Source organism: Paraburkholderia terricola, from assembly GCF_003330825.1.
In the GTDB taxonomy this organism is placed as follows: Bacteria; Pseudomonadota; Gammaproteobacteria; order Burkholderiales; family Burkholderiaceae; genus Paraburkholderia; species Paraburkholderia terricola.
Map to the genome: position 1 here is coordinate 3,084,994 of NZ_CP024941.1, position 24,843 is coordinate 3,109,836.

The 24,843-nt window shown below is 65.9% G+C and carries 19 protein-coding genes; 12 read left to right on the forward strand and 7 right to left on the reverse strand.

Going from position 1 to position 24,843, the window contains the following annotated elements; all coding sequences use genetic code 11:
* Positions 1–6 precede the first annotated feature (6 nt).
* On the forward strand, positions 7–258 hold the full coding sequence (locus CUJ90_RS13720; RefSeq protein WP_073427150.1) for a formate dehydrogenase subunit delta: 252 nt from the start codon (positions 7–9) through the stop codon (positions 256–258).
* A 100-nt stretch (positions 259–358) separates the two neighbouring features.
* On the opposite strand, the gene CUJ90_RS13725 is transcribed toward CUJ90_RS13720, so the two are convergent.
* The 3 genes from CUJ90_RS13725 to CUJ90_RS13735 form a co-directional block, all read right to left on the reverse strand.
* Positions 359–2,092 carry an FAD-dependent monooxygenase gene (locus CUJ90_RS13725; RefSeq protein WP_114163031.1) on the reverse strand — a complete coding sequence of 578 codons (1,734 nt, stop codon included), beginning with the start codon at positions 2,090–2,092 and terminating at the stop codon, positions 359–361.
* A gap of 137 nt (positions 2,093–2,229) precedes the next feature.
* A complete protein-coding gene (locus CUJ90_RS13730) occupies positions 2,230–3,309 on the reverse strand; it encodes a cation diffusion facilitator family transporter (RefSeq protein WP_114163032.1) in 1,080 nt (359 codons plus the stop codon).
* Positions 3,306–3,653, reverse strand: coding sequence for an ArsR/SmtB family transcription factor (locus tag CUJ90_RS13735; RefSeq protein ID WP_114163033.1), 348 nt, complete (start codon positions 3,651–3,653; stop codon positions 3,306–3,308). The genes CUJ90_RS13730 and CUJ90_RS13735 overlap by 4 nt, the downstream gene beginning before the upstream one ends.
* Positions 3,654–3,792: 139 nt before the next feature.
* Between CUJ90_RS13735 and CUJ90_RS13740 the strand changes: the two genes are divergently transcribed.
* Positions 3,793–5,640 (forward strand): tetratricopeptide repeat protein, encoded by a 1,848-nt coding sequence (locus CUJ90_RS13740; RefSeq protein WP_114163034.1) that lies wholly within the window; start codon positions 3,793–3,795, stop codon positions 5,638–5,640.
* 128 nt (positions 5,641–5,768) lie between these two features.
* On the opposite strand, the gene tcuC is transcribed toward CUJ90_RS13740, so the two are convergent.
* Complete coding sequence (tcuC, locus tag CUJ90_RS13745; RefSeq protein ID WP_114163035.1) at positions 5,769–7,070, reverse strand: MFS transporter; 1,302 nt, start codon at positions 7,068–7,070, stop codon at positions 5,769–5,771.
* 304 nt (positions 7,071–7,374) lie between these two features.
* On the opposite strand from tcuC, the gene CUJ90_RS13750 reads away from it, so the two are divergent.
* Positions 7,375–7,899 (forward strand): GNAT family N-acetyltransferase, encoded by a 525-nt coding sequence (locus CUJ90_RS13750; protein WP_073427144.1) that lies wholly within the window; start codon positions 7,375–7,377, stop codon positions 7,897–7,899.
* 298 nt (positions 7,900–8,197) lie between these two features.
* Positions 8,198–9,388 carry a hypothetical protein gene (locus CUJ90_RS32370; protein WP_152035351.1) on the forward strand — a complete coding sequence of 397 codons (1,191 nt, stop codon included), beginning with the start codon at positions 8,198–8,200 and terminating at the stop codon, positions 9,386–9,388.
* Between the two features lie 75 nt (positions 9,389–9,463).
* Here CUJ90_RS32370 and CUJ90_RS13755 read toward each other — a convergent pair whose 3' ends face one another.
* The 3 genes from CUJ90_RS13755 to CUJ90_RS13765 all read right to left on the reverse strand — a co-directional run bounded on the left by CUJ90_RS13755 (position 9,464) and on the right by CUJ90_RS13765 (position 14,206).
* Positions 9,464–10,177: a DUF2968 domain-containing protein gene (locus CUJ90_RS13755; RefSeq protein WP_114163036.1), complete on the reverse strand. Its 714-nt coding sequence runs from the start codon at positions 10,175–10,177 to the stop codon at positions 9,464–9,466.
* Between the two features lie 530 nt (positions 10,178–10,707).
* The gene (locus tag CUJ90_RS13760; protein WP_374710276.1) at positions 10,708–12,141 is read right to left on the reverse strand and encodes a gamma-glutamyl-gamma-aminobutyrate hydrolase family protein; all 1,434 of its coding nucleotides are present in this window, start codon (positions 12,139–12,141) and stop codon (positions 10,708–10,710) included.
* A 307-nt stretch (positions 12,142–12,448) separates the two neighbouring features.
* Entirely contained in the window at positions 12,449–14,206 is a 1,758-nt protein-coding gene (locus CUJ90_RS13765; protein WP_114163038.1) for a cation:proton antiporter, read from the reverse strand.
* Positions 14,207–14,413: 207 nt separating this feature from the next.
* Here CUJ90_RS13765 and CUJ90_RS13770 point away from each other — a divergent pair, with 207 nt between their 5' ends.
* The 8 genes from CUJ90_RS13770 to xdhC all read left to right on the forward strand — a co-directional run bounded on the left by CUJ90_RS13770 (position 14,414) and on the right by xdhC (position 24,840).
* A complete protein-coding gene (locus CUJ90_RS13770; protein WP_114163563.1) occupies positions 14,414–15,100 on the forward strand; it encodes a DUF2848 domain-containing protein in 687 nt (228 codons plus the stop codon).
* Positions 15,101–15,111: 11 nt separating this feature from the next.
* Positions 15,112–16,464: an MFS transporter gene (locus CUJ90_RS13775; protein WP_114163564.1), complete on the forward strand. Its 1,353-nt coding sequence runs from the start codon at positions 15,112–15,114 to the stop codon at positions 16,462–16,464.
* 155 nt (positions 16,465–16,619) lie between these two features.
* Positions 16,620–17,300 (forward strand): GntR family transcriptional regulator, encoded by a 681-nt coding sequence (locus CUJ90_RS13780; protein ID WP_114163039.1) that lies wholly within the window; start codon positions 16,620–16,622, stop codon positions 17,298–17,300.
* 64 nt (positions 17,301–17,364) lie between these two features.
* Entirely contained in the window at positions 17,365–18,744 is a 1,380-nt protein-coding gene (locus CUJ90_RS13785; protein WP_114163040.1) for an amidase, read from the forward strand.
* 123 nt (positions 18,745–18,867) lie between these two features.
* Entirely contained in the window at positions 18,868–19,377 is a 510-nt protein-coding gene (locus CUJ90_RS13790; protein ID WP_114163041.1) for a disulfide bond formation protein B, read from the forward strand.
* Between the two features lie 336 nt (positions 19,378–19,713).
* Positions 19,714–21,270: a xanthine dehydrogenase small subunit gene (gene xdhA, locus CUJ90_RS13795; RefSeq protein WP_208645221.1), complete on the forward strand. Its 1,557-nt coding sequence runs from the start codon at positions 19,714–19,716 to the stop codon at positions 21,268–21,270.
* Positions 21,270–23,726, forward strand: coding sequence for a xanthine dehydrogenase molybdopterin binding subunit (gene xdhB / locus CUJ90_RS13800; protein ID WP_114163043.1), 2,457 nt, complete (start codon positions 21,270–21,272; stop codon positions 23,724–23,726). The genes xdhA and xdhB overlap by 1 nt, the downstream gene beginning before the upstream one ends.
* A 97-nt stretch (positions 23,727–23,823) precedes the next feature.
* Positions 23,824–24,840, forward strand: coding sequence for a xanthine dehydrogenase accessory protein XdhC (xdhC, locus tag CUJ90_RS13805; RefSeq protein WP_114163044.1), 1,017 nt, complete (start codon positions 23,824–23,826; stop codon positions 24,838–24,840).
* Positions 24,841–24,843: the final 3 nt, after the last annotated feature.

Below are 24,843 nucleotides of genomic sequence, written 5' to 3' on the forward strand. Positions count from 1 at the left end.
GCGAGCATGGACAAGCAGAACCTGATCGACATGGCGAACCGGATCGGCGAGTTTTTCGAGTCGATGCCGGATCACGACGAAGCACTCGCCGGCGTCGCCGATCATATCCACCGCTTCTGGGAGCCGCGCATGCGGCGCGCATTGCTGGCGTCGCTGGATCACCCGGACGCCGACGGCATTGCGATGTCGGCGATCGTCAAGGAAGCGCTCGTCAAGCATCGTGAGGCGCTGACGCCGGCTGCGCCCGCCACGGCCTGAGCAGGCGCGGCTGTCACCATGTTTTGGCGCAAGCGGGCGGCAATTGCCGCCCGCCCGCAACCCACCGCAACACCCCGCAGCCAGCACGCGAGGCGGCCCCTCACAGGGCCGCCTGCTCCGGTATCTCGCCACTCACCGCAAACCACGCTTCGCAGTGCCGCGCCAGGCCGTGCAGATCGGAGCCCGTGCGCCCGCGCGCGCTGATGTAGCCGTCCGGCCGCACCAGATAGAACGACGGCCGCGTGCGTCCATACGATTCGGCGAGCGCGGGACCGCCGTCGCCGGTCGTATCCGTGATGCGCCAGATGCGCACCGCGCCCGGCAACAATGTCTCCACTTCGGCGGCGAGCCGCTCCAGTTCCGCGTCCGGCGGCGGCGCGTGCTTCGCCGCGGGATCGAGCGGCGTTTCGTCGACGGGTAACGGCGGCACCAGCAGGAACAGCGAGAAGAACGCCGGGTCGTGCAGATCGTAAATGCAGCCGACGCCCGGCGCGCGGCCGAGCGGTCCGTCCACCACATGCACCAGCGCATCGGGCGCCCGTTCGCCGGCACGCGGGCCGCCGTCGAGCACGCGTTCAAACGTAAGCGGACTCCGCCGGTACTGGATCGACAACTCGCTGATGGTCAGGCGCGCCGCATCGCGCAGCGGCCCAAGCGCGGCGAGCACCGGCATCACGCGCTCGCGCAGCAGCTTCAACGGCCCATGATCGGCCTCGGCCATCTGCGTGATGAAGCCGGTCTGCCGCAGCACGTCGCGTTCGATCGGATGACGTTCGAGATGATAGGTGTCGAGCAAACGGTCCGGCGCCGCGCCCTTTAAAACGAGCGCGAGCTTCCAGCCGAGATTGAACGCTTCCTGAATGCCCGTGTTCATGCCTTGCGCGCCGGCCGGACTGTGGACGTGCGCGGCGTCGCCCGCGAGGAAGATGCGGCCGACGCGCAGCCGCTCGACCATCCGGCTGTTCACATGAAAATACGACGACCACGCGAGATCCGACACGTCGACTCGTTCGCGCACGCGCCGCGCGATCAGCGCCTTGCATGCTTCGAGCGACGGCGCCGGCACGCTGTTGAGCGGCGGCTCGCCCAGCACCGCGGGCGTCGCGAGCGTGGCGCGCGACACGCCGCCAGCAGGCTCGGCCGCATGATCCGCGATCAGACGATGCCGGCCATGGCCCATCGGAAACAACGCGACCAGGCCCTCGCCGGAAGCGAAAATATGGAACTCGTCTTCGGGCCAATCGGTTTCGGCGTGCAGATCGGCGAGCAGGAAAGTCTGCTCGAAGGTCTTGCCCGTGAAGCTCAAACCCAGCCGATGACGGATCGCGCTGTGCGCGCCGTCGGCGGCGATCATGTACGACGGACGCAGCGTTTCCGTGTGGCCGTCCGCGCGCCGCAGCGTCGCCTGAACGCCCGCGGCGCCCTGCGAAAACATGGTCAGTTCGACGCCCCGTTCGACCGTCACGCCGAACTCCGCCAGATGCTCGGTCAGCAGACGTTCAGTCACCGACTGATCGAGAAACAGCAGATACGGATAGCGCGTGTGCAGCGGATCGAAATCGAGCTGCGCGAGCCGCATGCCGTTGGAAAAAAGGTTAGCGGCACGCGCGCGATGACCTCGTTCCAGAAACCGCTCGACCAGCCGATGCTGTTCGAGTAGTTCGAGCGTGCGCGCCTGGATGCCGATGGCCCGCGAGTACGGGTTCGGTCGCATCGCTTTGTCGATCAGACGCACGGGGATGTGGGCACGCGCGAGACTCATCGCCGCGGCAAGCCCGGTGGGCCCCGCCCCGACGATCAGCACCGGCGACGCGTCGTTTGCAGCAGCGTCCATGCAGAACTCCGGAGACAACGGTGCGCTCTAGTGTACGCCGCCAACCGCTTGCTCAACGGTGCGCCGCATCAATCGCGGGGGCGCGGACAAGTGTGCGGCTGTTGCGCTTCGTCGCGATGTCGTGCGCGTGCCGCGCGTCAATGCGCATGCGGCGGATGGTCCATCGCGCAACGATGCTCGGTCGTGCCGAGGTCGACTTGCAGCGTCGCATGCTGCATCGAAAAACGTTCGCGCAGCGTGACGACGATGCCGTCGAGCGATTCGTCGCCGGGATGGCCCGCCGGCATCACGAGATGTGCGCTGAGCGCGTTGCCGGTAGTCGACAGCGCCCAGACGTGAAGATCGTGCACGTCGACGACGCCCGGCTGATCCGCAAGATAGTCGCGAATGCGCTGCATATCGACGCCCGGCGGCACGGCGTCGAGCGCGAGATGCGCCGAATCGCGCAGCAGACCCCAGGTGCCGTACACGATCACCGCGACCACGAGCAGGCTCATCACCGGGTCGAGCCACGTCCAGTTGGTGTAGAGAATCGCGAGGCCGCTGAGCGCGACCGCCGCGGAGACGCCGGCATCCGCGGCCATGTGCAGGAAGGCGCCGCGAATGTTCAGGTCTTCCTTCTGACCGCGCATGAAAAGCCATGCGGAAATCCCGTTGACCACCATGCCCACGGTGGCGACGACGAACACCGCGAGTCCGGCAACCGGCGCCGGATTCATCAGGCGCCCGATCGCCTCGGCGACGATCACGCCGCACGCGAATAGCAGCAGCGCCGCGTTGGCAAGCGACGCGAGAATCGACGAGCTGCCGAAGCCGAACGTGAAGCGTGCCGACGGACGCCGCGTGGCGAGCCATGTGGCGCCCCACGCGAGCAGGAGGCCCAGCACGTCGGAGAGGTTGTGGCCGGCGTCGGCGAGTAGCGCGGTGGAATGCGCGATCACGCCGTAGACGGCTTGCATCACCACGATCGCGACGTTCAGCGCGACGGCGAGCGCGAATGCGCGACCGTGGCCGGCGGCGGGCGCGTGGGCGTGGGCGTGGGCGTGGGCGTGGTGATGGTGGGCGTGGTGATGGTGGGCGTGGCTGTGGCTGCTGCTGTGGCTGCCGCTGCTGTGGCTGCCGTCGCTGTGGCTACCGCCACCGTGGCTGTGGCTATGGCCGACGTGTTCGTCCTCGCGCTCGTCGTCAGGGCGGTTCGGGGCAACGTTGTTCTTCATGTCGGATCCAGAGGAAATTCGCTGGCCGGTTCGGCCACGTGCTCGAGCATCCCGGCCAGCATCGCGCTGATGTGGCGGTCCGCGGCGAGGTAGAACACCTGCTTGCCCTGCCGCTCCGCGCGCACGATTCGCGCGGCGCGCAGCAGCCGCAAGTGGTGGCTCACCAGCGACGGCGACAGACGCAGCGCCTGCGCCAGCGCGCCGACCGCGCGCCGTTCGTCGGCACACGCCAGCACGATGCGCAACCGCGTCGGGTCGCCGAGCAGGCGGAACAGATCGGCCAGCGGCACGAGGGTGTCCGCGGAACGGTCTTCGGGGCTGTTCGGCGGCGCGGAAGAAACCATGACAGGCGGTAGCGTGAGCGTACATATGAACAGGTATTCATACGTTATACATTATTGAGACGACCGGTCAAATCGCAGCGCGGTCCGGCGAGTGTGGGAAAATGCGGCGTTCGTTTCATCCGGCCTACCCTCCCCCGTCATGCAACCTGTATTTGACCGCGCTTTCGCGGCGCATCGTGACGGCCGCCTCGACGACGCCGAACGCGGCTACCGCGCGACGCTCGACGGCAATCCCGCGCACGTCGATGCGTTGCATCTGCTGGGCGTTCTGCGCCACCAGCAAGGCCAGCACGCCGAAGCCGCCGAGCTCGTGCGGCGCGCGGTGAACCTGCGCCCGCAAGACGCCGCGCTGCAACTGAATCTCGGCAACGCCCTGAAGGCGCTCGGCAAACTCGAGGACGCCATCGAACGATTCCGCAACGCGCTGACGCTGGCGCCGTCCTTCCCGATGGCGCACTACAACCTCGGCAACGCCTATGCCGCCGCGGGCCGTCATGAAGACGCCGCCGATGCCTTCGCGAAATCGCTGCGCCTGCAACCGAACGACGCCTCGTCGCACAACAACCTCGGCAATGCGCTGCACGCGCTCGGACGCCACACGGAGGCGATCGCGTCGTTCCAGCGCGCGCTCGAACTGCGTCCCGGCCACGCGGGCGCGCTCAATAACATGGGCATGTCGCTGAACGCGCTGGGTCGCGCGGACGAGGCGATTCCGTGCTTCCAGGCCGCGCTCGCCGCCGAGCCGCGCTTCGTCGCCGCGCACTTCAATCTCGCCAATACCTTCGACGCCACCGGCCGTCACGCCGAAGCGGTCGCGTCATTCGAGGCCGCGCTCGCCTTGCAGCCGAACCTGCCTCCGGCCATCTACGGCATGGGCAATGCGCTCGCGGCGTTGGGGCGTCATGCGCAGGCGCTGCCGTATCTGGAACGCGCGGTCGGTCTCGATCCGCAATTCGCGCTCGCATGGCTGAGCCTCGGCGCCGCGCATCAGGCGCTCGGCGCGCACGCCACAGCGGTGCGCGCATTCGACCAGGCGTTGCGCTTGCGCCCCGACCTCGCGAGCGCGCACATGAACCGCGCGCTGGCGTGGCTCGCATTGCGCGATTTCACACGCGGACTGCCGGAATACGAATGGCGGCTGCAAACGATGGCGCAACCGGCGATCCAGACGCTGCCGCGCTGGCACGGCGAGCCGATCGAGCAGCGCACGCTGTTCATTCATGCCGAACAGGGTTTCGGCGATACGCTGCAATTCGTGCGCTTCGTCCCGCTGGCCGCGCAGCGCGCGGCGCGCGTCGTGCTCGAAGTGCAGCCGCAACTGCTGCCGCTGCTGGCGCCGGCTGCCGAAGCCTGGCGCGTCACGCTGATCGCCCAGGGCGCGCCGCGCCCCGCCGCGGATCTGCAATGCCCGCTGCTGAGCTTGCCGCTCGCGCTCGGCATCACCTACGACACCATTCCGGCGCGCACGCCCTACCTCAGCGTGCCGCCCGCCTATGCCCGCAAATGGCGCGGCTCGCTCGGCGGTCAGGCAAAACGCAAGATCGGCATCGCGTGGTCGGGACGCATCCAGCAAAACGAAACACGTTCGATGCCGCTCGCCGCGCTCGATCCGCTCTTCGCGCTCGAAGGCATCGACTGGATCGTGCTGCAACCGGAACTGAGCGCCGAGGAACGCGCGGCGCTCGACGCACATCCGCGGGCGGCGTCGATTCATCGTTTCGACGAGCGGATCGGCGATTTCGCGGACACCGCGGCGATCATCGCGCGGCTCGACGCGGTGGTGTCGGTGGATACGTCCATCGCTCACCTTACCGGCGCGCTGCGCAAGCCGCTCTGGCTGATGCTGCCGTTCGCCGCGGATTGGCGCTGGTTTGCCGGCGAGACGCGCAGTCCCTGGTATCCGGGCGCGACGCTCGTGCGTCAGCCGCGGCCTGGCGCATGGGGTGAAGTGGTCGAGGCGGTGGCGGACGAATTGCGCCGCAGCTAGGCGCGTCGTTCGCCCGGCGTCGTTCGGCGTCTGCGGGCGATCGCGTTGCCTCGGCGGCGGCAAAAGAAAACCCCGCGTTCTCACGAACGCGGGGTTTTTCTTCAATTGCCCGAATGAACGGGCGACCGTCAGGCCGTCCGATACTGATCGCGTGATCCCGGCGTGCGATACAGCGCCAGCGTCGCAACCAGCCCACAGATCGCCGCAAGGCCCAGGAACAGACCAGGCGCGGCCTTGTTGCCCGTGTCGTGAATCAGCAGCGTCGAAATAGCCGGCGTGAAGCCGCCGATCGTCGTCGCCAGGCTGTAAGCCAGAGAGAAGCCGGCTGTACGCACTTCGACAGGCATGACTTCGGTCAGCGCGACGACCATCGCGCCGTTATAGCTGCCGTACAGGAACGACAGCCACAGTTCGACGCCCAGCAGCCGCGCGAAGGAAGGCTCCGCGACCAGCCATTGCAGCGCCGGATAGGCGGTGACGATCGTCAGCGCGGTGAAGGCGAGCAGCACCGGACGGCGGCCGATGCGGTCCGACAGCGCACCCGCGAGCGGCAGCCAGATCAGGTTCGACAAGCCGATGCAGACGGTGACGACGAGCGTATCGATCGACGAGAGCTTAAGCACTTCCTTGCCGAAGGTCGGCGTGTACGCGGTGATCATGTAGAACGACACGGTGGTCATGATGACCATGCCCATGCCGCCGAGCACGGTGCCCCAGTTGGCGGCCATCGTCTTCACGATCTCACCCATGCCCGGATGATGCTTGCGCGCCTCGAACTCCTCGGTTTCCTTCAGCGAACGGCGGATCAGGAACAAAAACGGCACGATCAGACAGCCAATGAGGAACGGCACGCGCCAGCCCCAGGCGACCATCTGGTCCGCCGGCAGCATCTTGTTGAGCACCACGCCGATCAGCGCCGCGAACACCACGGCAACCTGCTGACTGCCCGACTGCCACGCGCAATAAAAGCCCTTGTTGCCCTTGGTGGCGATCTCCGACAGATACACGGAAACGCCGCCCAGCTCCACGCCGGCGGAGAAGCCTTGCAGCAGACGGCCGAACAGCACGAGCACCGGCGCGAGCACGCCGATCGTCGCGTAGCCTGGGATCGCCGCGACCGTGAGCGTGCCGAGCGCCATCAGGGCGAGCGTGAGGATCAGGCCCTTGCGCCGGCCGTGATGGTCGATGTAGGCGCCGAGGACGATCGCGCCGAGCGGCCGCATCAGGAAGCCCGCGCCGAACACCGACAGCGACAGCATCAGCGAGGCGAATTCGTTGCCGCTCGGAAAGTAGGTCTTGGCGATCGCGGAGGCGTAATAGCCATAGACCATGAAATCGTACATCTCAAGAAAGTTGCCGCTGACGACGCGGAACACTGTCTTGAACTTGGATTCTTGCGATGAGGAAGCGGCGTGTGACGCAGTAGACATGACACTCTCTAATGGGCCCTTCGCCATGCGTGCGCGCGGCGATCAGGCAGTTGGTACGATCCATGGGATTCGGCAAGCGGATGCCACGCGCGGATAGAAGAGCGGACGCGCCGGGGGCGCTGCATTTTCTTATTCAAATCATTTGCGTGGTATCAGGGTAAACGTTGTGAATCACGCGAAACCCTGTCCGCATAATGTTAGCGTTGATTGCGCTGTGGCGTAATGCATACAGTTTCATTACCGAACAGCGCCGTCGTAACCTCGCGGTAAACTTTGCAGCCAGCACTTTCGTCGAGCACTACCGATGCAAACCACCCGCGCTCTTTCGCTGCGCCCCGCGACCCTCGCGGACTGCGCGCTCATTGCATCGATCCACAGCACCAGTTGGCAGGCCACCTATCGCGGCCTGCTGCCGGACGCCTTCCTCGACGGCGAAGTCACGCGGGAGCGCGCCGCCTATTGGGAAGCCCGACTGAGCGCACCGGGCGGCGAGCGCCGCGCCGTACTGATCGCCGAGTTGGCGGGCGAGCCGATCGGCTTCGTCTGCGTCGAACGACAACCGGACTCCGCGTGGGGCGTGCTGCTGGACAACCTGCATGCGTTGCCCGCGTACCAGGGCATCGGTGCGGGCAAGCTGTTGATGCGCGCCGCCGAGGATTGGGCTCGCGCGCAAGGCGAGGCGCAGTTATATCTGTATGTGCTGGAAGGCAATACGTCGGCGATCGGCTTCTACGAGCGGCAAGGCTGGCAGTTCGTCGGCGCGGAGCCGGATCATATGGGCGGCGTGGATATTACCGCCTTGCGCTATGTGTACCGGCTGGATCGATAAAACAGGCGCGCGCGTCGTTTGATCGTCGGCCAGACGATCGCGGGCGAAGGTCGATCCGCATTGCTTTTCGGAACAGTCCGATCGTTTGTTCGGCGGCCTCTTGGCATCATCTTCGCCACTCCGATGGCTTCACAGTAAAACGCCCACGCGCCCACGTGCTCCCCGGAGCGCGGCATTTCCCTGCAACGTCGACCCGCCCGCACACGCCAGGCGTTTCGCTCGCATCGTCCTGAAGCCTGAGTCCCTAGACCTGCGTCCGCTGATCGGCGGGCTACTTTAAAGGCGCTGGAACAGACCGATGCTCACCATTCCGCTCACCCCAATCGTAGGCGCCATGGCGCTGCCGTGCCTGCGCCCGCTTGGCCACTTGCCGGCGTCTTTCGGTCACGACTGGACGCTGCTGCCGCCGGTCCGCAGTTTGCGTGCGGAACTCAAGGCACTCTACGCAGCGATGCTGCGTACCTTCTGCATGAGCGAAGAGACCATCCGCTCGCTATGCAAATGGGTGCCGCTGGAACGGCGTGCGGCTGCCGCGACAGTATTCGATGCGCCGTCCAACCACTTCCCGCCCATTACCGCTGAAGGGCAGCCCTTCGAGCGAATCAGGATGCCTGCATTCGAGCCGGAATCGCATGGATCGTCGGTACATTGGAGCGCAATAGCGGGTGGTGCCTGCGCACTCGGCGGCGCTGCGATGCTTGCATGGATTACTGTCGGTCAGTTGGACCCTCGTCCGACACTTGGGGACAGTATTTTCGGCAGTTCGTTGACGGTCGATCGCGGCTCACCGTCGGCTGTTGATCGCAGGGCTGACGCAGCAGCGACTCAGCAGGCGGCCGCGAACGGCGAAGCAAATCGGCGAGCGCCGGGTGGACAATCGGCGCATGTGAGCGCAGGTGCCTCACCAACGGTTGCAACTGCGAACGCAACCGGATCTTTCAAGGAATCCGCAGTCGCGACCGCGTCGGAGGCCGACACACCTCGTCCAACGGGTCCGGTTCCGTCGCGTCATGCCGAAAAGACTTCTCCCGATGCAATCACGGCTCGTGTCGCAACCGCCGCCACCGTCTCATCCGTGCAGGCCCCAGAGGGCAGGGCCGTCTCACAGCGCCGCGGCAAGCTTCGCGAGAAGGCTGCCGGCCTGCACGGCAAGAGCTACCGTCAAAACAGCCATAACGGCACGGTAAAGCGGCTTCCGTATCAGCCGGCACTGAACGATGACATCCCGCCTATCGCGGCTCCCTCGACTACGCAATACACGTTCGCGAAACCATCGGCGGCGGGATCTTATTCGCCACTGGAGCCATCGCGGCTTGGCGTCGACGAATACACGTCCGTGGCGATGTCCGCCGGCACGCACCTTCACGACATCGCGCGGTCGCCGCGCGCAGCTTCCACAAGTCATCCGTCTGGAACGAATGGAACGGAATGGATGAATCACATGTCGCAGCGCCGTGTAACCGAAGTCCCGGATCAATTCGCCAGGTAAGCGCAACGCCGTTTCGAACACGCGGCGCAAAAAAAAGCCCGGCCATGCATGGCCGGGCTTTTTACCTTCATACCCTTACTTCTGGCCTGGCAGGCCAAGTTCCGTTTGCCGCTGCAGTTGCATCACTTCGTTCTGCACTTGACGCAGTTGCGCCTGCGCCCTTTCCTTTTCCGCGTGCAATGCGGCCGCTTCGCCTTGAGTCTGCCGCTGGTAGTCGTTGACCTTGGCCTGCTGCGTGCGCGCGACGTCGAGATCCGCTTGCAAGCGCTTCGCGCGCTCCGCCGACAACGCGATGATGTCCTCGATGTAAGCCTTTTGGGCCTGCAACTGTGTGCGACGAATCTCGACCTCCGCGAGTTGCGCCGTCTGCTGGACGAAGCCCGTATAGATCGCCTCCGCTCGGCCCGCGTTCTCCGACTTGATCACGCGCCAGAAATGTTTGTCCTGAAATAATGCGACGTAGTACGCCATCTCCCGCGGATAGAAGAACAGGCTCGCGCCGTAACTACCGTTATATGTGGTGCGCAGTTCGCTCAGCTTCGCGTCGTGAATCATCTGCATCAGTTCGGCGACGTTGCCTTGCGCGTCCGCGGCGGCAGGCGTGCCGGAGGCCGCGCTGCGCAGCGCGGCGGCCACCGGCTCCGGTGTCAACGTGTTCATGGCCGGTCGCGTGCCGACCAGAGGGGCGGACTCGTCGCTTTGCGCTGCCAGCACAAAACCGCCATGCTGCAACAGCGCACACGAGGTCGCGAGCAGCATGGCGCGCCGTACAATCAAGGGGTACTTCATACGTGCATGCTCCATGCAAATCCAAATCAGCCTAGGATTATCGCGCGGATTAGTCGTTAAGCGAAGCGTTCAGATGTTGCGCGCACAGACTTTAAATCGAGATAAATCGCCGGCGAATGGATTGGCCAAATAACTCGGGTAATCGCGGAATAAAAAATTTCAGATAGGACCGAAACGCAACGATCCGCCTTTTGTGGGCTGCGGTCGGATCACGTTAATTTGACGTAAATCCAACGATATGCGGGTTTGCAATAGGGAGATAGATTGCTTGTCGTTAAATTCGCGTGCCGTCGATCTTGGTTCATCAACAACTCGCATTCCTCGCCGCCTTAAAAGCGACCGGTAATCAAGCGGCGGACAAAAGCATTGCTGCATCGACAAGCCAAGACTCGGTGAGACTGCGGAGCGTGGACCGAAAGACAACGACCGGGAAACCAACGCGAGGCGCGCCGCCAAATCCAACAGCAACGCGCCCCCGACAACTCCACCTCGCGGGACGCGCTTTTGACCACGCGCGAATCTCAACAGCGTCAAAACCGCGTTTCGCGCGCCACCCGCAGAAAGGTATCGAGCAATGGCGTGCAGTCGAGCAGTTCCTCGCCACCCGCGCGATGGAACTCCGGGTGCCACTGCACGCCCATCACGAACGGCGCCCGCCGATAGCGCACGGCCTCGATGATGCCGTCCGAAGCCGACACCGCTTCAATGTTGAGATCGCGGCCCAGCGTCTTGACCGCCTGATGGTGAATCGAGTTGACGATCGCATCGCGCCGGCCCGGAAACATATTCACCAGCGTGGAGCCGTCCGGGAAGTGAATCCCGTGCCGATGCTGATCATAGTTCTCGTTGACGTGCGCACCCGCGGTCGGCACATCGGTAGCGATGTCCTGATACAAGGTCCCGCCAAACGCCACGTTGATCAGTTGACAGCCGCGGCATACACCCAACACCGGCTTACCCGACTCGATGAACTCGTGCAGCAGTTCCAGCTCGTACATGTCGCGCACACGGTCGCCCGGCCATTCGTGACTGGTTGCCGCTTCCGCGTAGGACTGCGGCGAGACGTCCGCGCCGCCTTGCAGCAACAGGCCGTCGAGATGCTTTGCGTAATCGCGCAAACGGATATTGCTCGGGTGCAGCATGCCCTGATGACCGACCGTCGGAATCATGAACACCAGCACGTCGCGCGACATCACCCAATGCGCGATCGATTCCTCCAGGTACTGCAGCGTCTTGCCGCGCAAGCCCCTCGCCCCCGGCTCCGGATGAAAGATGCGCGCCGACACGCCGATGCGCAGCGTGCGCTGCGTGATCCGCTGACCGGCGCGATCGAACAACTGCCGCGCGCGCGCCGCGATGATGCGGCCGAACACCGTCCACGCCGAATCGTTCTGCTTCAGATAGCGCGGAGGCGACGGCGGCAATGCGTTCGGCGGCGGCGGGTTGGACGCGCTGAAGTCGGGCGCGGCGCCGAAACCGGGCGGCGGCGAGCCGGCCGGGCGCCCGCTGGATGCCGCTGCCTGACCTGAAGCGGCGGTATCGCCGGCGGAGGTAACCAGTTCGCCGTCGATCGCTTCGCTGCTCGCGGGCGGCATGGGTGGCGGCGTCACGGGACGGGTGCCGACACGCTGCGCGTCACGCTCGTGAGCCGCCGCTTCCTGCTTCGCGGTGGATGCCGCCGCTGAACTGCGTGCCTCTTCGGCGTCGCGTTGCCGCGCCGTTTGCGAATCGGTGGGTGTGACGGCCGACGCGCTTTCAGGGTCGTCGGTGGATGACCGGACGGCGGCTCCCTCAGTTGCCGCAGATGTGGTGGAAGCACCGCTAGCGCTCGCCGGCGAACCTTCCGGCAACACGCTGGAGCGCGGCGCGCCGGCGCTGGAGTCCGCACCCGCGGCTGACGCCGCGGCGCGTGAAACCCCGCCCGCTGAAGGACTCGCGCCCTTGCCCGCCGTCCCCGAATACACCTGCGGCGTCACCGCATCCTTGATCGGAGATTGCGTGGAATCTTCATGCGAGGGAGGCAGCGAGGCTGCCGGCTCATTCGGCGCGATGTCGGATTTCTGTGCGCCCGGCGTGGCCGGCGACGCCGAAGGCGACGGTGGGCTGCCAGGCTCGCCGGCATTTTCAGGTTTGTTTTCGCTCATGACAGTCAGACAGGCGCCTTGCACGCGAACGAATGAATATGCCCTGATTATCCGCCAGCGGACCAAGCCCCGCAAACCCACACACAATTGGTCACATTGTTGCGGCGGGCAATGCACGCCATCCGACTCAAGGATCGGGCTGTTCGTCGAACGTTTCGCGCAGCGCGATCTGCATCGCCGCGTGGATTTTCACGCACCAGCGCCACACGAGCGCAAGCAGCAGCGCGGCGCAACCGAGCACCGCGATGAGCAGGCCGGTCGGCGGCAGGATGCCGCTCGAGAGCGCCGCGACCAGCAGGAACACGCCGACCATCGAGACCACCGGCACCAGGTCGGAGATCGCGTAACGGATCGCACGCGTGAAGCGCCCCGCGATCGCCGGCTGCACGCTGACCTCGGCGAGCAGCAGCGCGAGCGACTTGGTCTTGCGATAGACGGCCACCAGAAACGGCATCGATATGACCAGCGCAATGCTCCACAAGACCACGCGCTGCATGGGCTCGGCCGTCAGCCAGCGCGCGAGCAAGCCGCCGGTGTAAGGCGCGCTATACGACACGATCAGAAAAATCGCGGCGACCAAAGCCAGGTTCACGGCGATCTGCAAAATGATTCGCCGCGTCATGCTGAACAACGTCGGTTCACCGGTTCCAGTGCTCAGGCTGCGCACCCACTGGCCGTACATGCCGAATACGTTGGCGAGCGTGCGCGGCATCGCGTGACCCAGCCGCTGCGTCAGCGGGTCCGCAGCCCGGATCAGATACGGCGTAAACAGCGTGGTCAACGCCGATACCGCGACCGCGATCGGATAGAGAAACGCGCTCGTCACTTTCAGCGTCAAGCCGAGCGACGCGATGATGAACGAGAACTCGCCGATCTGCGAGACGGTCATGCCGACCCGCATCGCCGTGCGTCCGTCCTTGCCGGCGAGAAAGGTGCCGAGCCCGCACGAGACGATCTTGCCGGCGATCACCGCCACCGTGATCACCGCGATCGGCCACGCGTAGTCGACCAGCACCGCCGGGTCCAGCATCAAGCCGATCGTCACGAAGAAAATCGCGGAAAACGCGTCGCGCAGCGGCGCAATCAGATGCTCGATGCGGTGCAGATGGCGCGACTCCGCCATGATCGCGCCGATCAGAAAAGCGCCGAGCGCGATGCTGTAGTCGAGCTTCACCACCAGCAGACAGAAGCCAAAGCAGAAGCCGAGCACCGACACCAGCAGCATCTCGTCGCTCCTCGCGCGCGCCACATAGTTCAGCGCGCGCGGCACGACCAGAATGCCGACCACCAGCGACACCGTCATGAAGAGCAGCAGCTTGCCGAGCGTGACCACTGCGATACCCGCGCTCAGTTGACCGGTCTGCGCGATGCCGGACAGCAGCACGAGCATCGCGATGGCGAGAATGTCCTCGACGATGAGAATCCCGAACACCAGTTGCGCGAAGCTCTCGCGCTTCAGACCCAGTTCGGAAAGCGCCTTGACGATGATCGTGGTCGACGAGATCGCGAGGATCGCGCCGAGGAACAGCGAATCCATCGGACTCCAGCCGAACGCGCTGCCGATCTCGTAGCCGAGCCACAGCATCAGCACGATTTCGGAGAGCGCCGCGACGATCGCCGTCGCGCCGACCTTGAACAGCTTGCGCAGGCTGAATTCCAGCCCCAGCGAAAACATCAGGAACACCACGCCGAGTTCGCCGAGGGTCTGAATGGTCTGCTCGTCGTGGATCAACTGGAACGGCGGCGTGTACGGCCCGATGATCACGCCCGCGGCGATGTAACCCAGCACCACCGGCTGCTTCAGGCGATGGAACAGCACGGTGACGACGCCGGCCAGCGCCATCACGACCGCCAGATCCTGAATGAAGCCGATGCCGTGGTGCATGAATGCGTTCCTTACAGAAAGTAATCTTGAAAACGCAGTGTAGCAAACGCCCGCCTGGCGCCGAATCGCGGAAAGCGCCGAAGGGCGCGGGATTGCCGCCTGCTCTTGAACTCCCGACGATGCCGCGCAGCAGAATGTTTTTGACACGCTGGACGCCTGTGAAATATCACCATAATATTTGGCGAATATTTTTAGGGGAGTCGAATGATGCGGCAGGTGTCCTTCAATGTTGTGGAGCGTTCCGGCGACAGTCGCGCCGAAACGGTGGAAGTGAATCGCTTGACCATCGCCGGTTGGGCCGGGCGCGACCAGGCCGCGATCGAGCATCACATCGCGGAACTGGCCGCGCTTGGCGTAAAGCGTCCCTCCACTACGCCGTGCTTCTACCGCCTCGGCGCGGAGCTGCTGACGCAGGCCGAACTCGTCGACGTGGTCGGCGTGAAGTCCAGCGGCGAAGCGGAATGCGTGCTGGTGCAATCGAAGGCGGGCTTGCTCGTCACCGTCGGCTCCGACCACACCGACCGCGAAGTCGAAGCCTATGGCGTGACCGTCTCCAAGCAGGTGTGTCCGAAACCGGTCGCGCGCGACGCCTGGCGTTTCGACGACCTCGCCGGCCACTGGGATCGACTGGAATTGCGCGCCTACGCGGTGACGAACGGCGAGCGGCGCGTCTATCAGCAAGGCAGCATCGCCACGCTGCTGCCCGCCGCCGACTTGCTCGAGCGCGCGCCGCTCGCACCCGGCGCCGCGATGTTCTGCGGCACGCTGGCCGTGCAAGGCGGCATCGTCGGCATGGCCGACGGCGACGCGCTCGAACTCGAATTGCACGATCCCGTCCTGAACCGCACACTGCGCCACGCCTATCGCGTGCGAGCGCTTCCTATCGTCGAATGAGGCATCCGTTCATGACTCAACCTTCGCTCTCCGCCACCGCCGACGCGTCGTCAGACGCATTGCTCGAAGCCGCCGCCCTGCGCAAGATCACCTGGCGCATCATACCGTTCCTGTTTCTCGTCTACGTGCTGTCGTATCTGGACCGCGTCAACATCGGTTACGCGAAGCTGCAGTTCACCGGCGACCTCGGCCTTTCCAACGCGGCCTACGGACTCGGCGCGGGGATCTTTTTCTTCGGCTATTTCGTGTTCGAAGTGCCGAGCAATCTGCTGTTGAAGAAGTTCGGCGCGCGCGCCACCATCGCCCGCATCACGATGCTATGGGGACTGCTGTCCTGCCTGATGATGTTCGTGCGCTCGGAAACGATGTTCTACGTACTGCGCTTTTTTCTCGGCGTCGCCGAAGCCGGCCTGGTGCCGGGCGTGGTGCTCTATCTGACCTTCTGGTTTCCGTCGGACCGCCGCGCGCGGATGGTCGCCGTATTCATGGCGGCGATTCCGGTGGCGGGCATCATCGGCGCGCCGTTGTCGGGCTTTCTGATGTCGGCGCTGCACGACGCGCACGGCTTGCGCGGCTGGCAGTGGATGTTCCTGATCGAAGGCATTCCGTCGATCCTCACCGGCTTCTGGGCGTTGGCCGTGCTGCGCAACACGCCCGCCGAAGCCGCCTGGCTCAGCGCCGACGAAAAGCGCGTGATCCTGAGCCGGCTCTCGCGTGACAACAGTTCGGCCGCGGCGGCCGGCGCGGAGCACAGTCTCGCGGTGGCGTTGCGCTCGGGCCGCTTCTGGCTGCTCACGCTGATCTACTTTTGCCTCGTCACCGGCAACGCGGGCTTTTCGTTCTGGCTGCCGCAGATCGTCAAGGACCTCGGCGTGACCAACCTCGTCACCAATGGCTTCGTCACCGCGATTCCCTATCTGGCCGCGGGCATCGGCATGATCCTGATCGGCCGCTCGTCGGACGTGACCGGCGAACGGCGCTGGCATTACGCGGTGTGCTGCTTCATCGGCGCGGCGGGCTTGCTCGGCAGCGCCTCGGTGACGAACTCGATCCCGCTCGCCGTGACCGGCTTGTCGATCGCGTATATCGGCATTCTCGCGGGCTTCGGCATCTTCTGGTCGATGTCGACCACCTTCCTGCAAGGCACCGCGGCAGTGGCCGGCATCGCCGTGATCAATTCGATCGCGAATCTCGCGGGTTACGTGAGCCCGTATGTGCTCGGCATCGTCAAGGACGCGACGCATAGCGTGACGTTCGGTCTGGTGCTGATCGCGGGCGCGCTGATCGTCGGCGGGCTGGTCACGCTGATGATGCCGCGCGTGAAGGTGCGGCACGCCGCCGGAATCGCGCCGAGCGGCGCCTGAGTGGCCGCGCTGCGCGTGATCCGGGTGATCCTTGCGACATCCGCGCTGCGCGGACCGCGCGGCGCGCCGGTCGCCCAAGCCGACCGGCGTTGTCCACCCCGCACCCGCAAAACCTTGCTCTACAATGCGGACGACCCCGCCCGCTCTCTTTCGACATGACGCTTTTGCAGACTGCCCGCCCTCCCCGGCCCACCCGCGCGACCGCCGCCGCGAGCCTCGCCGAACAGGCGTATGCGTTCGTCAAGCGCGAGATCATCACGATGCGCCTGCGGCCGAGCGAGGTGCTCAACGAGGCCGAATTGATGACGCTGACCGGCATCGGCAGAACGCCGGTGCACCAGGCGCTGCACCGGCTCGTGCACGAAGGCATGCTGACCATCATGCCGCGCAAGGGCATCATGGTCCGCCCGGTTTCACTCGACGACGTGCTCGCGATCATCGACGTGCGGCTCGTCAACGAAAGCCACTGCGTGGAACTGGCCGCGCGCCACGCGCAGCAGCACGACTACGATGCGATGCAGGCGCTGCTGGAGCGCTCGGCCGTGTGCGTCGCGGCGCACGACATCGAAGGCATGATGGACATCGACCGCGAATTTCATCTGGCGATCTCCGCGGCCTCGCGCAACCCGGTGCTCGCCGACATCCTGCGCGGGCTGCATGAACGCTCGCTGCGCTTCTGGTTCATCTCGCTGTCCGAGCCGCATCATCTCGAAGACGTGCACGAAGAACATCTCGAACTGTTTCGCCTGCTGCGCGAACGCGATGCCGAAGGCGCCCGTCGATCGGTGCAAAAGCACATCGAGGCGTTCCGCGCGACGCTCTTCAATCGCATCTGAACGAAGCTGAACGAACCTGAAACCCGACCGGCTTCACGCGGTTCAACCGGACTCCACCGACATCATGGCCACCGAATTCACGCCCTTCCCGCCGCTTGCCCAGCTTGCCGCCGACCTCGCCGCCGGGCGCACCACCAGCCGCGCGCTCGTCGAAACCGCGCTCGAACGGATCGCCGATCCGGCGGGCCAGGGCGCGGTCGCCTTCATGCACGTCGACGCCGACAGCGCCCGCGCCGCCGCCGACGCGCACGACCGGCTGCGCGCGGCCGGCACGGTGCTCTCGCCGCTCGCCGGGATTCCGGTATCGGTGAAGGACCTGTTCGATATCGAGGGCCAGCCGACCCGCGCCGGCTCCATCGTGCTGGCGGGCGCGCCCGCCGCCAAGGCCGACGCCGTCACGGTCGCGCGCCTGAAGCGCGCCGGCGCGGTGATCGTCGGGCGCACCAACATGAGCGAGTTCGCGTTTTCCGGGCTCGGCTTGAACCCGCATTACGGCCATCCGTTGTCGCCGTACCGGCGCGGCGTGAAGGGCGACGAGCGGATTTCCGGCGGCTCCTCGTCGGGCGCGGCGGCGTCCGTCGCGGACGGCATGGCGGCGGTCGCGCTCGGCACCGACACGGGCGGCTCGCTGCGCATTCCGGCGGCGCTGTGCGGGCTGACCGGCTTCAAGCCGACCGCCGCGCGCATCCCGAAACAAGGCGGCGTGCCGCTGTCGTCGACGCTCGATTCGTTCGGCCCGATCGGCGTCTCGGTTGCGTGCTGCGCGCTGGTCGACCGGATGCTGGCCGGCCTCGAACCGCGCATTCCGGCGGCCCGTCCGCTCGAAGGTGTGCGCCTCGGCGTACTCACTCACTACGTCACCGACGGCGTCGAGCCGGAAGTCGCGGCGGCGATCGATACCGCGCTCAAGCATCTGGAAGCGGCCGGCGCGATCGTCAGCGAAGTGCGTTTCGCGCCGCTCGACCGTTTGCCCGAGATCAACCGCTTCGGCTTTGCGCCGATCGAAGCGTATGCGTGGCATCGCCCGCTGCTGGAAAAGCACCGCGACCAATACGACCCGCGCGTGCTGGTGCGCATCCTCAAAGGCCAGCCTGCCAGCGCCGCCGACTATCTGGATCTGCTCGCCGAACGCCAGGCCATGCTCGACGAGGCCGCCCGCACGCTGTGGCAGCGTTTCGACGCGGTGGTCGCGCCGACCGTGCCGGTGGTCGCGCCGCGCGTCGCCGATCTGGTCGACGACGACGAAACCTTTGGCCGCGTCAACGCGCTGATGCTGCGCAATCCGGGCGTGTTCAACTTCCTCGATGCGTGCGCGCTGTCGCTGCCCTGCCACTTGCGCGGCGAAGCGCCGGTCGGCCTGATGCTGGCAGGCGCGCCGCATGCCGACGACGCCTTGCTCGCCATCGGCCGCGGCGCCGAAGCGGTGCTCAACGCGATTCGTTGAGCGTCGGCATGGACTCGACGGCGCTCAGTGACGGCGCAGTGCAGTGACGGCGCAGTGACCGGGCGGACGTTCGCGCTAGAATCGCGGGCACCGCCCTTTAGTCTAGAGAGAGCCACACGATCCATGAATAACGACGAAGCGATACTGCGCCGCGAGCGCACCCTGCTGGTCCTGCTTGGCCTGATCTGCGTCGGCCTGGTGGCCGGCGCGCTGTACCTGCAATACTTCAAGCGCGAAGACCCGTGTCCGCTGTGCATCATCCAACGGTATTTCTTCCTGCTGGTCGCGATTTTCGCGTTCCTCGGCGCGTTCTTTAACAGTTGGCGCGGCGTGCGTCTGCTGGAAGTGCTGGCGGGCTTGTCGGCGCTGGCCGGCATCGTGACCGCCGCCCGGCATGTGTATGTTCAGGCCCGGCCCGGTTTTAGCTGCGGGTTCGACGCGCTGCAGCCGCTGGTCGACGGCTTGCCGCCCGCTCAGTGGCTGCCGGGCGTGTTCAAGGTGGCCGGGCTGTGCGAAACGCCGTATCCGCCGATTCTGGGTCTGTCGCTGCCGCAGTGGTCGCTGATCGCGTTCGTGGTGGTGTTCATCGCGCTCGCGCTGAGCCTGTATCGCAATCGCGGCCGGGTGGTCTGAACGGGCTTGCCGCGTTGCAATAACGCCGGACCGCGCCGCCCGCCGTGGCGGCCGCGGTCCGGCGTTTTTTTGCCCCCCAATTCCCCCGGCGTTGCCGCATCGCGCCAAATAGCGCGACCGGCGCACCCCGCCCAATCTCCCGCAACTTCGCGGCTTGCCGCGAATCGTACCGATCACATGACCGCTTCCGAATAAGCTTCATGCGAGAAGGGAAATATTTTCGGGGCAAGCTAGTGCTATCTTCGGACATGGATGGCGATCTACGTGCGCGAGGCCGGCTTCGGCCCGACCCCATGCGTAACGCGCGCCCGGTCCGCACTGTCTTTCGGATTCGCCATGACAACGCAAACCATCCGCTTCTATCACCAGGGGTCCGTCCGTGAGGTCGCGGGCGTGCCCGCATCGCGCACCGTGCTCCAGCATCTGCGCGAGGACCTGCATTGCACCGGCACCAAGGAAGGGTGCGCGGAAGGCGACTGCGGCGCGTGCACGGTCGTCGTCGGCGAACTGGACGCGCAAGGCGGCCTCGCGCTGAAGGCGGTCAATGCCTGCATCCAGTTCCTGCCGACGCTCGACGGCCGCGCCCTCTTCACCATCGAAGACCTGCACGGCGCCGACGGCGCGCTGCATCCGGTGCAACAGGCAATGGTCGATTGCCACGGTTCGCAATGCGGCTTTTGCACACCCGGCTTCGTGATGTCGATGTGGGCGCTATACGAGAATCAGCCGGCCGCCGCGGGCCTGCCCACGCGCGATGAAGTCAACACCGCGCTGTCCGGCAATCTGTGCCGCTGCACCGGCTACCGGCCGATCGTCGACGCGGCGCAGAAGATGTTCGACTACCCGCACTATCCACGCGTCACGCTGGACCGCAAGGCCGTCGCCGAGACGCTGCGCCAACTGCAACGCCATGACACCTTCGAATACCGCGCGCCCGACGCACGCGGCGCCGCGTTCGGCTCGCCCGCCTTCCACGCGCCGCTCACGCTCGACGCGTTCGCCAGGCTGCGCGTTGAGCATCCGCAGGCGCGGCTGCTGGCGGGCAGCACCGACGTCGGCCTGTGGGTCACCAAGCAGTTCCGCGATCTCGGCGACATGCTGTATATCGGCAACGTCGCCGAACTGAAGACGGTCGAGCGCGATGCGCAAACGCTGACGATCGGCGCCGCCGTCACGCTCGAAGACGCCTACGCGGCGCTCGCCGTCGATTACCCCGAACTGGCCGAAATGTGGACGCGCTTCGCCTCGCTGCCGATCCGCAATGCGGGCACGCTCGGCGGCAACATCGCGAACGGCTCGCCGATCGGCGATTCGATGCCGGCGCTGCTCGCGCTCGACGCCGAAGTGGTGCTGCGCCACGGCGCGAAAACGCGCACGCTGCCGCTCGACGCGTTCTATGTCGGTTACCAGAAAACCGCGCTCGCCGTGGGCGAATTCGTCGCGGCGCTGCGCGTGCCGCGGCCGGCGGGCGATCTGCGTTTTCGCACCTACAAGGTCTCGAAGCGCTACGACCAGGACATCTCCGCGGTATGCGCGGCGTTCGCGCTGCGCCTCGGCAAGAACGGCGACAGCGGCACGATCAGCGAAGCGCGCGTCGCGTTCGGCGGCATGGCGGCGACGCCCAAGCGCGCCGCGCAAACCGAAGCCGTGCTGACTGGCGCGACATGGAACGAAAGCACCGCGCGGCAAGCGATGACTGCACTCGCCGCCGATTACCAGCCGCTCACCGACATGCGCGCTTCGAGCGCCTATCGACTGAAGGTGGCGCGCAACCTGCTGTGGCGCTTCCACCTGGAAACGCGCGATGACGCGCCGCTCGCCCTCCTCGACGTGAATGCGTTCGCGTTCGAAGCCGGCGCGCCGGACGCGGCCGTTGCGAAGGAGCCGTCGTGATGAACCGGACCGATGCGTTTGTCGACCCCGCCGCGAAGCATGAAGGAACGCAGGAAGGAAAGCACGCCGCGCCTCAGAACAAGGAAACGGCGATCGGCGCCTCGCTGCCGCATGAATCCGCCGCGCTGCACGTGAGCGGCGAAGCGACCTACACCGACGACATTCCCGAACTGCAAGGCACGCTGCACGCGGCGCTCGGACTCTCGCGGCATGCGCACGCGCGCATCGTCTCGCTCGATCTGGACGCGGTCAGAAAAGCGCCGGGCGTGATCGCCGTGCTGAGCGCCGAGGACATCCCCGGCGAAAACAATTGCGGCCCCGTGCTGCACGACGATCCGATTCTCGCCGCCGATGAAGTGCTGTATCTCGGCCAGCCCGTATTCGCCGTGATCGCCGAGAGCCATGACCTTGCCCGCCGTGCCGCCGCGCTCGCCAAAAGCGACGACGTGATCCGCTACGAACCGCTCGAAGCCATTCTCACGCCCGCCGACGCGAAGGCGGCGAAGCAGTTCGTGCTGCCGCCGCTGCATCTGAAGCGCGGCGACCCCGAGGCGAAAATCGCCGCCGCGCCCAACAGGATCACCGGCAGGTTCGAAGTCGGCGGCCAGGAGCAGTTTTATCTCGAAGGCCAGATCGCCTACGCGGTGCCGAAGGAAATGGACGGCATGCTCGTCCATAGTTCGACGCAGCATCCGAGCGAAATGCAGCAGGTGGTCGCGCACATGCTCGGCTGGCCCGCGCACAACGTGGTGTGCGAATGCCGGCGCATGGGCGGCGGCTTCGGCGGCAAGGAATCGCAATCGGCGCTGTTCGCGTGCGTGGCGGCGCTCGCGGCGAAACTGCTGCGCCGCCCGGTCAAACTGCGCGCCGATCGCGACGACGATTTCATGATCACCGGCAAGCGGCACGACGCGGTCTACGAATACGAAGCGGGCTTCGACGATCAAGGCCGCATTCTCGGCGCGCGCGTCGAAATCGCGTTGCGAGCCGGCTATTCGGCGGACCTGTCCGGCGCGGTCGCCACGCGTGCGGTTTGTCACTTCGACAACGCGTACTACCTGTCCGACGTCGACATCGTCGCGCTGTGCTGCAAGACCAACACGCAGTCGAATACCGCGTTTCGCGGCTTCGGCGGACCGCAAGGCGCGCTGGTGATCGAAGTGATGCTCGACAGCATCGCGCGTCAATTGAATCGCGATCCGCTCGACGTGCGCATGGCCAACTACTACGGCATCGGCGAACGCGACACGACGCCGTACGGTCAGCGCGTGGAGGACAACATCATCGCGCCGCTCACCGACGAACTGCTCGCCACCAGCGACTATCGCGCGCGCCGCGCGGCGATCGCCGCGTTCAACGCGAACAGTCCGGTGCTCAAGCGCGGCCTCGCGTTCTCGCCGGTCAAGTTCGGCATCTCGTTCAACGTGCCGTTTCTGAATCAGGCCGGCGCGCTGGTGCATGTGTATAAAGACGGCTCCGTGCTCGTCAATCACGGCGGCACCGAGATGGGCCAGGGGCTCAACACCAAGGTCGCGCAAGTCGTGGCGAACGAATTCGGCGTGCCGCTTTCGCGCGTGCGCGTGACGGCGACCGATACGTCGAAGGTCGCGAATACCTCCGCCACCGCGGCCTCCACCGGCAGCGATCTGAACGGCAAAGCCGCCGAAGCCGCGGCTCGCGCGATTCGCGCACGGCTCGCGGATCTCGCGGCCAAACAACTCGGCGGCACCGCGGAAGCGGTGCAATTCGCCCACGGCGAGGTGTCGGTGAATGGCGGTGCGATGCCGTTCGAGCAACTGGTCGGCGCCGCGTATCTGGCGCGCGTGCAATTGTGGTCCGACGGTTTCTACGCCACGCCGAAAGTGCATTGGGATGCGAAAACGCTGACCGGTCACCCGTTTTATTATTTCGCGTATGGCGCGGCGGTGTCGGAGGTCGTGATCGACACGCTGACCGGCGAATGGAAACTGCTGCGCGCGGACCTGCTGCACGACGCCGGTCAATCGATCAATCCGGCGATCGACATCGGTCAGGTGGAAGGCGGTTTCATTCAGGGCATGGGCTGGCTCACCACCGAAGAGTTGTGGTGGAACCGCGATGGCCGTCTAATGACCCACGCGCCGTCCACCTACAAGATTCCCGCCGTGAGCGACACGCCGGCCGCTTTCCATGTGCGGCTCTATCAGAACCGCAACGCCGAGCCGACCGTGTTCCGTTCGAAGGCGGTCGGCGAGCCGCCCTTGCTGCTGCCGTTCTCGGTGTTCCTCGCGATTCGCGACGCGATCGCGGCTGCGGCGCCTGGTATCACGGCCGGTGCCCAACCCGCGCCGCCGCTGCGCGCGCCGGCCACGCCTGAAGCGATTCTGGATGCCCTGGAAGCACTGCAAGCGCCCGCTGCGAACGAACTCGCAACGCAGCCCGCAACCCAGCCAGCAACAACCGACACGACAGCTTGATAAACGATACCAAGGCCCGACGCGACACGAACGCGTCACGCCGCACTCAACCGGCCGCACGGACACCCCCGCACGGCCACGCACGGAGAACCGCCGGATGCAAGCCTGGCTGCCTGACCTGCAACAACTGCTCGCGCACGGCGACGCCGCCGTGCTGGTGACGGTCGCGCGCGTCGAAGGTTCGGCGCCTCGCGGTGCCGGCACCAAGATGATCGTCACGCGCGACTCGGCGAAACATACGATCGGCGGCGGGCACCTCGAATGGAAGGCCATCGAGACCGCGCGCCAGGTGTTGCGCGACGGCATGCGCTCGCCGCACATGCGCCGGCTCGAACGTTTCGCGCTCGGCCCCAGTCTCGGCCAATGCTGCGGCGGCGCCGTGATCCTCGCGTTCGAGCGGCTCGACATCGGCGACCTCGGCTGGATCACGTCGCTTGCGAAGCGCGTGGCCGCCGGTCTTTCGACGGTGCGCAGCGTATCATTCGGCCCCGCCCCGGATGCGGTGATGCTGTCCGATCCCGAGCCGGGTGTGGATGCCGCCGACTGCCTGCTGTGGGACGGCGCCGGTTTCGACGGCAGCGGCGCGCTGCTCACCGAAACCATCGCGCCGCGCGACTTTCCGGTCGTGCTGTTCGGCGCCGGGCACGTGGGCGCCGCGCTGGTTCGCGTGCTCGCCACGCTGCCGTGCAACGTGCGCTGGGTCGACGAACGCGATGCGCAGTTTCCCTCCGCGGCATCGCTGCACGCGCCGAACGTGAAGCTCGATCCGAACGACGCCCCCGACGAAGCCATCGATCAGGCCGCGCCGAACACCTACTTCATCGTGATGACGCACAACCATGCGCGCGATCTCGAACTGGCCGAGCGCATCTTGCGGCGCGGCGACTTCGCGTTCTTCGGCATGATCGGCTCGTACAGCAAGCGCAAGCAGTTCGAGCATCGGCTCGCCGCGCGCGGCATCGACCCGTCGCGGATCGCGCGAATGAAGTGCCCGCTCGGCGTCGACGGCATTCTCGACAAGTCGCCGGAAATCATCGCGATCTCGGCGGCCGCGCAATTGTTGCAGGCCGTCGAGGCGAACGCGAACCCGCGTCACGCCACGCAAACGGTCTAACGC